The sequence below is a fragment of the Dyadobacter frigoris genome (assembly GCF_005280585.1).
GTDB classification, from domain to species: domain Bacteria; phylum Bacteroidota; class Bacteroidia; order Cytophagales; family Spirosomataceae; genus Dyadobacter; species Dyadobacter frigoris.
Map to the genome: position 1 here is coordinate 50,187 of NZ_SZVO01000022.1, position 13,253 is coordinate 63,439.

Annotated in this window: 8 protein-coding genes; 7 read left to right on the top strand and 1 reads right to left on the bottom strand. The window is 41.6% G+C overall.

Going from position 1 to position 13,253, the window contains the following annotated elements; translation table 11 throughout:
• Positions 1-269: 269 nt before the first annotated feature.
• Positions 270-1,595 (top strand): cytochrome ubiquinol oxidase subunit I, encoded by a 1,326-nt coding sequence (locus FDK13_RS31310; RefSeq protein WP_137343967.1) that lies wholly within the window; start codon positions 270-272, stop codon positions 1,593-1,595.
• 58 nt (positions 1,596-1,653) lie between these two features.
• Positions 1,654-2,673 carry a cytochrome d ubiquinol oxidase subunit II gene (locus FDK13_RS31315; protein ID WP_137343968.1) on the top strand — a complete coding sequence of 340 codons (1,020 nt, stop codon included), beginning with the start codon at positions 1,654-1,656 and terminating at the stop codon, positions 2,671-2,673.
• Between the two features lie 111 nt (positions 2,674-2,784).
• On the opposite strand, the gene FDK13_RS31320 is transcribed toward FDK13_RS31315, so the two are convergent.
• Complete coding sequence (locus FDK13_RS31320; protein WP_137343969.1) at positions 2,785-3,354, bottom strand: YceI family protein; 570 nt, start codon at positions 3,352-3,354, stop codon at positions 2,785-2,787.
• Between the two features lie 191 nt (positions 3,355-3,545).
• On the opposite strand from FDK13_RS31320, the gene FDK13_RS31325 reads away from it, so the two are divergent.
• The 5 genes from FDK13_RS31325 to FDK13_RS31345 all read left to right on the top strand — a co-directional run bounded on the left by FDK13_RS31325 (position 3,546) and on the right by FDK13_RS31345 (position 13,207).
• A complete protein-coding gene (locus tag FDK13_RS31325) occupies positions 3,546-4,124 on the top strand; it encodes an RNA polymerase sigma factor (protein WP_137343970.1) in 579 nt (192 codons plus the stop codon).
• Positions 4,125-4,252: 128 nt separating this feature from the next.
• Complete coding sequence (locus FDK13_RS31330) at positions 4,253-5,338, top strand: FecR family protein (protein ID WP_137343971.1); 1,086 nt, start codon at positions 4,253-4,255, stop codon at positions 5,336-5,338.
• 188 nt (positions 5,339-5,526) lie between these two features.
• Positions 5,527-8,979: a TonB-dependent receptor gene (locus FDK13_RS31335; RefSeq protein ID WP_137343972.1), complete on the top strand. Its 3,453-nt coding sequence runs from the start codon at positions 5,527-5,529 to the stop codon at positions 8,977-8,979.
• Positions 8,980-9,019: 40 nt separating this feature from the next.
• Positions 9,020-10,753: a RagB/SusD family nutrient uptake outer membrane protein gene (locus FDK13_RS31340; RefSeq protein WP_137343973.1), complete on the top strand. Its 1,734-nt coding sequence runs from the start codon at positions 9,020-9,022 to the stop codon at positions 10,751-10,753.
• Between the two features lie 216 nt (positions 10,754-10,969).
• Positions 10,970-13,207, top strand: a complete 2,238-nt coding sequence (locus tag FDK13_RS31345; RefSeq protein WP_137343974.1) for a pyrroloquinoline quinone-dependent dehydrogenase — start codon at positions 10,970-10,972, stop codon at positions 13,205-13,207.
• Positions 13,208-13,253: the final 46 nt, after the last annotated feature.

Sequence of the window (13,253 nt, forward strand, 5' to 3'; positions counted from 1 at the left end):
TATCTATTTTTTTCAAATCAGCAAATCCGTATAAATGCTTTATTTTAAAAGAAGTTATCCATTTTTCTTACTCCAAAAGCTGTATTATTTATTTGTTTTTTTAAGTAATAAAGTGGTTCTTCTGGTCAGAGTTGAGTAGCTTTGGGGCGTTTCCGGGAAGTACTATTTCGTCATATTCCAGGTAAGATAAAATATAAAATTACAAAGATTTACTTTCTGACTTTTTCAGAAACACTTTTCAGTTTTACTTACATAATTGCAACTCACCTATGGATAATTTCCTGGCTGCAAGATCTCAAATGGCCCTTTCTCTGGGTTTTCACATCATATTTTCATGTATTGGTATGGTGATGCCGTTTTTCATGGCCGTGGCACATTACTACTACCTGAAAACCGATAAAATTGTTTACAAAAATATAACAAAAGCATGGAGTAAGGGCGTTGCCATTTTCTTTGCAACAGGCGCCGTTTCGGGTACTGTATTATCTTTCGAACTCGGACTGCTTTGGCCTAAATTCATGGAACATGCCGGGCCTATTTTCGGGATGCCTTTTTCTTTGGAAGGAACTGCTTTTTTTATCGAGGCGATTGCACTTGGCTTCTTTTTGTATGGCTGGGACCGGTTCAACAAATGGTTTCACTGGTTTACCGGCGTTATTGTCGGAATAAGCGGACTGGCTTCCGGAATTCTTGTTGTAGCAGCAAATGCCTGGATGAACAGTCCGGCCGGTTTTGACTTTGTGGACGGACAATACATTAATGTTGATCCCATAAAAGCAATGTTCAACAAAGCCTGGTTTTCCCAATCCCTGCATATGTCCATCGCCGCTTTTGCAGCCACAGGTTTTGCGGTTGCAGGTGTTCATGCGCTGATGATTATCAGGAGACAAAATGTTTATTTTCATACTAAATCATTTACCATAGCGGCGATTTTCGGTTGCGTGGCTGCGGTGCTTCAGCCATTAAGCGGGGACATTTCGGCAAAAGATGTCGCAAAAAGACAACCTGCAAAACTGGCTGCGATGGAAGCTCATTTTTTTACCGAAAAATCTGCCGGACTTGTCGTTGGCGGAATCCCGGATACGGAAAACAAAAAAGTAGGTTACGGAATTAAGATCCCGGGCCTGCTTAGTTTTATGGCGCACGGAGATTTTAGTTCCGAAGTTAAAGGACTTGATCAGTTTCCGGAAAAAGATCAGCCATCGGTTCCCATTACGCATTATGCTTTCCAGATTATGGTAGGTTTGGGAATGGCGATGATGGGTATTTCATTTTTGTATTTTCTCGCCCTTTGGAAAAAGAAGAAATGGCTTCAGAGTGACTGGCTGCTTAAACTTTTTGTAGCTGCTACCCCGCTTGGATTTCTGGCTGTTGAAGCTGGCTGGACAGTTACCGAAGTGGGACGGCAGCCCTGGATTATTTACAATGTTATGCGCACAGCTGATGCGGTCACACCTATGCCCGGGATCGGTTATTCCTTTTACATGTTCACGATCATGTATTTTTCACTCGCTGCAATCGTAATTTTTATGTTATACCGACAAATAAAAATGGTGCCCAAACTCTACGATTTACCCGAAGGAGCACAAGATTAATAGATAGATAACCCAACATTCCGAAATTCTATCATTCCATCATTCACCCATTCACAAAATGTTATACGTCGTCATCATATATCTCTGGACTTCTATCCTGCTTTACTTATTGCTGGGTGGAGCAGATTTCGGGGCCGGAATTATTGAGTTATTCACTTCGAAGGCCAATAAGAAACAGACCAGAAAGACACTTTACGAAGCAATTGGTCCAATTTGGGAAGCCAATCACATGTGGCTGATCATTGCCATTGTGATATTGTTTGTAGGTTTTCCGGTTATTTACAGCACCATGTCTGTTTATCTGCATATTCCGTTAACGATTATGCTTTTAGGAATTATTGCCCGGGGAACCGCATTTACTTTCAGGCATTATGATGCAGTGAAAGACGATATGCAGGATCTTTACAATCCGATTTTCGCCTATTCCAGTTTCGTTACGCCGTTTTTTCTGGGAATCATTGCAGGAAGTTCAGTATCCGGACATATTGATTTGAAAGCTGATAATTTTTTAGACGCCTATATTTTCAGCTGGCTGCATTGGTTTTCGGTTTCAGTCGGATTATTTACGGTTGCGATTTGCGGATTTCTTGCCGCTGTTTTTCTGATTGGAGAAACGGATAATGAGCATGATCGGTTACGTTTCATCCGAAAAGCAAAGGCTTTCAATATTGCCGCGGTGATATGTGGTTCGCTCGTATTTGTATCTTCATTGATCGAAGGAATTCCGCTGATTGATTGGGTTTTTGGTAACATTGTCGGCATTATTGCGATTTCCGCCGCCACATTATCCCTTGCTCTTCTCTGGTATTTAATGTATAAAGGAAAAGCAAATATTCTACGGATTCTGGCTGGATTTCAGGTTACTATGATTCTTTTGACAACCACTTATCGCCATTATCCAAATATTGTTATTCTAAAAAACGGTGGATATCTTTCTCTGATCGAACACAGCGGTCATGAAAAAACGATGCAGGCTCTGGCTATGGCATTGCTGATTGGAAGTATTTTTATTTTGCCAGCATTATTTTATCTGATTTACAGCTTTCAGAAAAAGAAGGTGGATTACGCGACAGATTAATGATTAAAATAGAGCATTGTTTTCGAAAGCTCTGAAAACAATGCTCTTACAGGTTTGATTCCAGTCTTTTTAACAGCCTGAGCTTTATCCTGCTTAATCATTTTAAACCATTTACTGTCCGAATTCACCATCCGCTGTAATCGTAACTTCTTCACTAAGCATCGGTGGAGCAAATTTTGGGCCAATACCAAAATCGGCGCGTTTGATACTACCCGTTGCACGGAAACCCGCAACAGCTTTTTTATTCATAGGATTTGTAATAGTTCCACGGTACCATAATTCCAAAGTTACTGGCTTGGTAACTCCATGCATGGTCAGGTCTCCTGTAAGCTGGTATTTATCTGTCCCGGTTTTCTTAACCCCGGTACTTTTAAAAGTTAATTCAGGATTCGCGGTTGCATCAAAGAAATCAGGTGATTTAAGATGCTCGTTGCGTCTGTCAACTCCTGTATTAATAGAACCCGTTTTTGCAGTCAGCTCAAAGGACGCGTCACTAAAATCCGGTTTTGAAGCTTTGATTGTCGCATCAAAATCAGTAAAAGCTCCTGAAACAGTAGACACGCCATTATGTGTAATGTCGAATTTCAGCTGGGAGTGAGCCTTATCAGATTTCCAGGCGGTTTGTGCAAAACCAGCAAACGAAAAAACGGACAACAAGAGAACAAGAGAAATTTTCTTCATGATTACAGCAAGTTTAATTGATACGATTAGGTGATAAATTTAAAATAAGACCTGACAGGAATTGGAACGATTAATTTATGAAGATTAAACGAGTAAACTCAACGTTACCAGCACTTTTATTTTGTAATAATTTAAAGGAAATATTTTGACAAAGTAAGATGTAAGGTTTTCAAATTTATTCTATTAAAGTGATGGAAAAGGATACGTTGCTCTGGCAGAGATTTAAGGATGGAGACCGCACAGCCTTTGAATCAATGATTAGAATATATTATCGGCCATTATTTGAGTATGGCAGGAAAATCATGCAGGATCCTGATATGCTGAAAGATTGTATACATGATCTTTTTACCTCGCTTTGGGAAAGAAGAACTTCCATAGGAAATACAGATCACATCAAACCTTATCTTTTAACAAGCCTGCGGAACAGGATCTTCAAAGAAAAGCAAAGATCCGATTTGCTGGTCACTATTGAAGACTGGCAGGAAGAATCCATTATGACAGAAGATACCGTTGAAATGAAAATTATTTCAACCGATTCTACACTTGAAAACGAGCATAGGATCCATCACATTATGCACACGCTTACCCGTCGTCAGCAGGAAATCATACATCTCAAATTTTACGAAAATCTGTCAAACGACGAAATAGCCGTCGTCATGGCCATATCCCGTCCCGCCGTTTCCAATCTGCTGCATCAGGCCCTTAAATTGTTTCGTGAGAAATGGTTCTCATTACTTTGTATGATTATCATCTTATTTATATCATTCTGATAATCAGATAGATATATTTAATTGAAATTTATTTTCAAATTTTATAAAATTTTTTCAAGATTTTTTGATGATATCCGTGTACAATTGAGATTATACCTATGTAAGCTCGATATTTTTTGTGCTATGATATGAAAGAATATAAAAATTATAATCTTGAAGATTTTCTACTCGACGATTCTTTTAGAAATTGGGTACTCGGTGAAGATGTCCAACTGGATGAACTCTGGATTGATATCGGTCAGCGGTATCCAGAAAAACAAACTATTATTTCCCAGGCCAAAGATCTTATTCTGACCTGGCGCAAACAAAATTCCGCACTTACCAATGACGAAATCGAATTCCAGATTTCACGCATATTAAGAAATACTGAACCGGAAGAAATACCAGAACGCAGTTCTTGGTCTCTAAACTGGAAATGGTGGTCAGCGGCTGCGGCTGTAATTGTAGCCATGGGAATTGGCTGGCAAACATGGCGGGGAATAAAACCAACTCAGCAGCCTTTTACTTACAGCGCATACGTAACGGCTACTCCCGTTCCATTACAGGAAATTATAAATACAACCGATAAATCGTTGAAAGTAACTTTGCCGGATAGCAGCGTCATTGAATTGACACCGAAAAGTAAAATCAGCTATGCTCAGCCGTTTGTCATGAATAAGAAAAGGGAAGTATTTCTCTCCGGAGAGGCTTTTTTCCGTGTTACCAAAGATGTCCAGAATCCTTTTTTCGTTTATGCCAACGGACTTCTCACACGTGTTGTCGGGACTTGTTTTTTAATAAAAGAATCAGGTGAAAACGTTGAAGTTCTGGTAAGAAGCGGCCGTGTTTCGGTTGTTCCAATGAAAGATGTAAATAATCAGAAAAAACGAAACACCGAATTACTGCTCACACCAAATCAGCAGGCTACTTTCTCGGCAAAAGATAATTTGATATCAAAATCCATCATTGAAATCCCCCTTGCATTAGTCAAGGTTGATACAAAACCGGATTTCAATTTTGAAAACAAACCAATTTCAACGGTTTTTTCCACGCTTGAAAAGGTATACGGAATCCCTTTTATCTATGACAGCACCATTATGAATAAATGTTTCCTCAGAGTAAAACTGAATGACGAGCCTTTCTTTACAAAGCTGGATATTATCTGCCAGACGATCGGTGCAAGTTACCGAATCAGCGACGGACAGGTAATTATTACCAGTGAAGGTTGTCAGTAATCCATTCGTACTTAACCCTTTAAACGCCTAAATCTATGCAGAAAGAATAATTTCGTTAAAGAAAACCCGGTAATGGGTTCAGCATTACCGGATTTGTAACCCCCTGATTTCCAAGCAAGGCATGATGCTCCAGAACATGGAGCCAGAGAGAGCTTTGTGATTTGTCGTACCCAAAACCATCGAAATTTATGAAAAAAAATAGTATTCCGCTAAATTATTTAGTGACAGCGATGAAAGTTACCCTGGTACCCTTTTTAGTCTCGCTTCTATTTACCGGCCTTTCCTTTGCCAAGGATGGGTTGGCACAGGAACTTTTGAAGCGTCCCATCTCGATTCAGGCGGATCAGGAAGAGCTCAAAACGGTTCTTAGCTCCATTGAAAAAACAACAAAGGTCAGGTTTTCATACATACCCTCGCTCATCCAAAAGCAAAAGGTCAGTATATCGGCTACGAACCAACGGCTGGATGCAGTGCTTGAAAAATTACTTATCCCATTACAAATTAAATATACCGTATCAGGAAACTACATTATACTAAACAAAAAAACGGCCGCAGCACCGTTAAAGGAGGATAACCTGGAAACCCTGACTCCTCTGCCTTATCTGCACTCCCGGGAGGTTACTTTAAAAGGAACCATAGCTTCGGCTGATACAAAGGAACCACTTCCGGGTGTCAGTATAGTGCTGAAAGGAACGTCCCAGGGAACAACGGCAGATGGCTCAGGAAATTTTGAAATTACTGTTCCTACCGCCGCATCCATTCTGGTTTTCAGTTTTGTAGGTTATGAATCCCAGGAAATTATTGTAGGAAACCGTTCCGGTTTACAGGTTTTGCTAAAATCGGATGTTAAAGCATTATCCGAAGTTATCGTGGTAGGTTATGGTACTCAAAAGCGTTCAGATCTGACAGGTTCAGTGTCATCTGTGAAAGCTGAGGATGTAAAAAACCTTCCAGTACGAAGCGTCACCGAAGCGCTCCAAGGCCGGGCTGCCGGTGTGCAGGTAACCCGGAATGACGGTTCGCCGGGTGCCAGTTCGGATATTGTTATACGTGGTGTTGGTTCTATCGGAGGCATGTCGCCATTGTACATTGTGGATGGAATCCGGATGTCGGCGGGAAGTAACTTCAATATGCAGGATGTTGAATCCATAGAAATCCTGAAAGATGCCAGTGCGGCAGCCATTTACGGAGCGCAGGCGGCTGGTGGTGTTGTATTGGTGACAACAAAACGAGGAAAAACACTGGATAAAATGACCATTAATTTCAATGCTTATTATGGTGTCCGCAAGCCTCTGAATCTATATAGCTTGTTAAATACTGCTGATTATATTAAAGCAAAAACAGCATTCGGTGTGGCAACCACCAGCTGGGGCGATCCAAATACGTTACCTGATAACGACTGGGTTAAAGATTTGTATACCAATGGAAAAGAACAAAGTTATTCCTTGTCCATGTCGGGTGCTACTGCCAAAACCAATTATTATTTATCAGCAAATTACCAGCGTGAAGGGGGTACAATGATTGATAATTATTTCGAACGTTACGGTCTGCGTTCCAATACAGATTTTAAAATCAGTAAAAAACTGAAAGTAGGTGAAACGCTTTATGCATGGGTAACAAAAACGAACCCGATGATCACCAATACTTTTCCTTTCCGCTCGGCACCTGTCGTACCTGTTTACGATCCTACCAACACGTATGGCGGCTGGGCCAAAACAGGTACGTTTTTTACCGGCCCTAATCTTGTGGCACAGGAATATCAAAATCACATGCAGAACGCAACGTATGCATTGGAAGGAAATTTGTATGCAGATCTGGAAATTATTAAAGGTTTAAATCTTCGTTCAACCGTAGGACTTTCCTATTACAACTATAACAATTACCGTTTTAATGAGGCTTACGATTACGGAACAGTTGCAAACCGTACGGCATTTTTAAGCAAAGACAACAATAGCCAGCGCAACCTTACTGCCAACTTCGTTTTAACTTATGCCAAAACTTTCGGCCGTCATGAACTTAAAGCAATGGCAGGTTATGAAGCCTATCAATCAGATCTTAGCTCGCTTCATGCTGAAGCCAGAGGATTTCCTTATGTAACTTACAACCTTGGTCTGACAAATAATCCGAGCAGTTATGTAGCCAGTGGTGGTGACTTGCCTCAAACACGCCTGCTTTCTCAATTCGGACGTCTTAACTATACCTTCTCTGACAAATACCTGTTTACTGCCACAGTTCGCAGGGATGGTTCGGACCGTTTCGGACCAGCCAATAAGTTCGGTGTTTTCCCATCTGCTTCCGTGGGCTGGAAAATGAACGAAGAAGCGTTTATCCGCGACAATCTTACTTATGTTTCCAACCTGAAAGTAAGAGCAAGTTATGGTAAACTGGGAAGTACAAGTAACATTCCGCAATATACATACCAGGCCTCATACGGAGGTTCGGGTGGTACAAATGCACAGGGATTACCCGATGGAACGCGTTCAAAAGGTTATGCTTTGACAGCGCAGCTGGCCAACCAGAACATCAAATGGGAATCCGTACTCCAGACCGACATTGGTTTGGATGTAGGCTTTTTGAAAAACGCTTTGAACATTACCGTTGACTGGTATAGCCGCCAGACGCAGGATATGATCTATCAGGTTCCGGTACCTAGTTCAGCAGGTTTCAGCACAACGTCTGTTTTTACCAACATTGGTAAAATGAGTAACAAAGGACTTGAAATTGCAGCCGATTATCGTGGCAAAAAGGGTTCGTTTACTTATGGAATTACTGCCAATGCCTCCTTTAACAAAAACCTTGTAAAAAAACTTGACGGTACAAATAATAACCCGATCAATGACGGTTCAGCCGGCGATTATCTGGAAAGTGTTGTAGCACGTACGCAGGCAGGACAACCTATGAGCCAGTTTTACGGGTACAAAGTAGAAGGAATTTTCAAAACGGATGCAGAAGTTGCCGCACTAAATGAAAAAGCACAACAAGCAGCCGGTACCACAACCGGAATTTTCTACCAGAATGCAGCGACAGGAGCTGGTGATCTTCGTTTTAAAGATGTAAACGGTGATGGAAAAATCACGACAGCCGACAAAACTTTTATTGGAAACCCTTGGCCTAAAATGACCTATGGTTTTACATTAAACGCAGGATGGAAAGGATTTGAAATTACTGCTTTATTTCAGGGTGTCCAGGGCGTGGATGTTTTCAATGGTAATAAATATTACACTCAGTTTTTTGTGGGTGATTATAATACAACCAAGGATATTTTCAATACATCCTTTTTCAATGGAAACGGCTTAACCAGCCAACCCCGAATCGGATACAAAGCTGCGGATGGAACCTATGTTCGTGACCCGAATTCCAATTATACCCGCATTTCTTCTTTTGCAATTGAAAACGGTTCTTTCTTAAAATTAAGAAATTTACAGATCGGTTATAACATTCCAAAAAGCGTACTCCAATCTCTGAAAATCTCAGATCTTAAGGTTTATGTGCAGGGACAAAATCTGCTGACGTTCACGAAATATTCAGGACTTGATCCCGAAGTATTAGGCCGGAATGGTACTACCGGACGAGGTATTGATGCGATTTATTCTTATCCCCGGACATCACTTCTTTCTCTGGGTATCAATTTGACTTTTTAAGAGGCCAGTATTATAAGTAACCGAAAACGATATTTCTAAAATGAAAATAATACAAAAGTTTTCCCTCTTTGCCTTACTTCTTTGTTTGGCATCCTGCTCTGATGATTTTGTAAATGTTGACAATGCCGGAGCAATTTCAGTGGCAAGCTATCCTAACTCAGTATCTGACCTTGAACAGCTACTTACCGGTGTTTACGGAACCACGCACGCATCCGGTTTATACGGTCACCACATGCTGGTGAAACATACCTGGATGTGGGACCATACCGCTGATTTAAGCTGGCAGGGATCTCCTGACTGGATCGGACTTTCCACGAACAATGCCGTTTCCAGTTATCCGTTTTTACAAAATACCTGGAACGATACCTGGCGTGGTGTTCAGCGGTGCAATACTTTACTGACTGCTCTTGAAATTTATCGGGCCAAAGCAGCTTCAACCGATATTGCAAACATTGACCTGATAAAAGGACAAACACTTTTCCTGCGCGCATTTTTCTATTTCCATTTGACAACAGCCTGGGGAGAAACTTTTATCGTGAATGGTGTTGGTGGTGATAAAATGGGCGTTCCGATTTTAACAACCACATCAACTAGTTTAGCTGAAACCCAGGTTTCCAGAAATACGGTCAAAGAATGCTGGGACTTTATCATCAGCGATTTGAAGGCCTCAGAAACACTTCTTGCCGGAAAAACCTGGACAGGCGCTGCTGAAAAACACAAAGTAAGCATATGGGCCGTTAAGGCATTTCTTTCCAAAGTGTATGTTTTCACACAGGATTGGACGGATGCTAAAACGTATCTGACTGATGTGATTACCAATAGCGGAAAATCGCTTGTCCCTTTTGACACCTATAAAACGATGTTTAACGGACAAAACGAGTTCAACGCCGAGTCTTTGTATGAACTTAATTTCAATGTCGATCTGACTTATTCGGGTACAAATGACTTGTCAATGGGTTGCAGTATCGGGATGGTAATTGCGCCTACTTATGTTGGGCCAACCGGAGCAGCCGCAGCTTCTGCCTGGTCAAATGTATTTCCACACGCAAAAAACCTGACACGTTTCGGGTTTAATCTGGGACATTATTTTCCTGCGGGTGTAACTACTGCCAACATTGCCAATGTGGATCAATCGTACATTGCAAGATCGGTCGCTGCCCGCAATGCCAAAACAGTTGACCCAAGATTATGGGTTGCCTGCCAGCAGCCTTATGTGGATTCCATGGTTGTGAATGGCGTTAAAAAACCCATTTCTCACTACCTGGATATTACAGAAACTGACATGGAAGCATGGAGTTTCCGCAAATACACAAACATTACCGGAACAGAAGCTGAGGTCAATATGGCCAATGGAAATAATATTCTCTGGCTGCGTATGGCTGACATGTACTTACTTTATGCTGAAACACTTACGCATACGGGGGATAACGCCACGGCGCTCGAATACATCAACAAAGTACACCGGCGAGCCTATAATTTACCAGTCAATACACCATCGGCTGTTGACTATGCCAGCCTAACGGCCGCTACGAAAGCGACCGATGATATTTTGAAAAATGATCCGTTAAAATACGAGCGTTGGGCAGAATTATTTGGAGAAGCCGGCTGGTGGTACGACGTATGTCGCTGGAAAATCGGGCCGCAGGAAGCTGCTTACTACCAAAAAATCCGCGGCGGGACAATTCAGTGGAATGACGCCAGCGACTACGCACAACCGATCCCTATCAATGAGCTAAATGCGAATGTTAACATGAAACAAAATCCTGGTTATTAAGCAGATAAAGAAACCAGATCAGCATTAAACTGATCTGGTTTCAAAATGAAAATCAAAATTATAACTGTCATTTCCAGTTAGTAACAAACCGAACAAAAGTCTGTTAGCCCTGCTTTTTTTTGTTCTTAATATAAATGAAAAATGCCGGTTCAGGGCATTTGATTTTATTAAAAAGAATAGTACTAAACCTGGAAATGAATAAATGATTATTGTTTTATGACCAATCCTTTTGTCAGAATTCAAGAATGGAATTATCGTAAGTTTTTAATATTATTGACAGTACTTCTTTGTCTGTCAGCTATTTGTATTGCATTTATAAGTCAGGACAAAATTACAGCAGAAGAAGAAACCGGTACAAACTGGCCAAGTTACGGAGGGAATAAAGCAGGAAACCGCTACTCTCCTCTTGACCAGATAAATACTGGAAATGTAGCTTCACTAAAAATAGCATGGCAATACGATGCGGTAAAAAGACCGGAAGGAAGTCCAGTCCCAAAACGCCAGATGGAAATTCAGTGCCAACCTATTGTCATTGACGGCATTTTGTACGGAACTACGCCTAATTTAAATCTTTTCGCCATAAAAGCTGACACAGGTGGGGAACTCTGGAAATTTGATCCTTTTAAAGACAAAACACCTAGGTTTCATGTTAGCCGCGGTGTAATGTATTGGGCAAACGGAAGCGACAAACGCATTTTATACACAGCCGGTCCTCAGCTTTTTGCATTAGACGCTGCTACTGGAAAACCAGTTGAAAGTTTCGGAGAAAATGGTACCGTTGATCTGCGCGAGGGGACTTCTGATAATCTCGACAGAGATAAAAGTAAAATGTCCGTTGATGCTACCAGTCCGGGCGTGATTTATAAAGATGTGCTAGTGATCGGTTCCAGGGTATCTGAATATGGTGATGCAGCACCCGGAAGTATCCGAGGTTTCGATATCAAAACAGGAAAATTGAAATGGGTATTTCATACCATTCCGCAGCCAGGCGAAAAAGGTTATGAAACCTGGCCAAAAGATGCGTGGAAAAAAATGGGCGGTGCCAACAATTGGGCCGGTATGGTATTGGATGAAAAACGAGGCGCTGTTTATTTTGGAACCGGCTCACCATCCGTTGATTTCTATGGGGTTGACCGGGAAGGAAAAAACCTGTATGCCAATTGCGTAATTTCCTTAAATGCGGAAACCGGTAAATTGAATTGGTACTACCAAACTGTTCATCACGATTTATGGGACCGCGACATTTCCTGTCAGCCGAACCTGGTTCGGGTAAAAAATAAGGGCCGTTTGGTTGACGCTGTGGCCCAGGCAACAAAGGACGGTTTGCTGTTTCTGCTTAACCGGGATACCGGACTACCTTTATTTCCTGTTGAAGAACGTTCAGCTGCTGCCAATTTCAAATTACCGGGCGAACATCCCTGGCCAACGCAGCCATATCCCACAAAACCCGCTCCCTTTTCCAGGCAGGTTTTTACAGAAAATGAAATCACCAATATTTCTCCCGAAGCAACTGCTTTTGTAAAAGCAAAATTTGATCAGAGCCGTTCCGGGAATAAATATATGCCTCCAAGTAAAGAAGGTACTCTTTATCTGGGAATAGGCGGTGGGGCCGAATGGGGTGGAAATGCGGCTGATCCTGAGGGAATTTTATACCAAAATGGAAACGAAATGGTATGGGATTTGAAAATGCTCGACTATAAAGTTCCAAACTCAGACGAAGGTATTACAGCAAAATCGCTTTACATGCGCAATTGCGCTGCCTGTCACCGTGCAGACCGCATGGGAAGCGGACAGGAATATCCTAATCTGGTCAGTATCGGAAGCCGTCTTTCGAAAGAAGATATCAATACAATTATCAAAAGCGGACGAGGCAGAATGCCCTCATTTCAACATATCCCCGACAAAGAGCGCGAGGCAATTGTTAATTTTTTGCTTGATGTAGAAAACAAAACCATAGCCTCAACAGATAATCACAGCGCGACGGCTGCACCTGAAATAGCCGCAAAAAAAACTGATTTCCCCTATATTTCTCCTTATATCAACAATGGCTGGACAAGATTTTTTGACCAGAATGGTTACCCGGCGATAAAACCGCCATGGGGAACATTAAATGCCATCGACCTTAATACCGGAGAATATTTATGGCGTGTTCCACTCGGAGAATTTCCTGAACTGACTAAAAAAGGTGTTCCGATAACCGGTACAGAAAATTACGGAGGTCCTATTGTTACAGCCGGCGGCCTGGTATTTATCGCCGCTACTAAAGATGAAAGAATCCGCGCTTTTAATAAAAAAACAGGAAAGATTGTCTGGGAATATCAGCTTCCTGCCGGTGGGTTTGCCACCCCTGTTACTTATCAGGTTAACGGCAAACAATATGTGGTTATCGCAGCCGGAGGCTCTAAAAACGGACATAAACCGGGTGGCTCTTACATTGCTTTTGCTTTACCCTAAATTTAATTAATAAACCTTTGAATTATTTCTAACACAAACCTTTTCT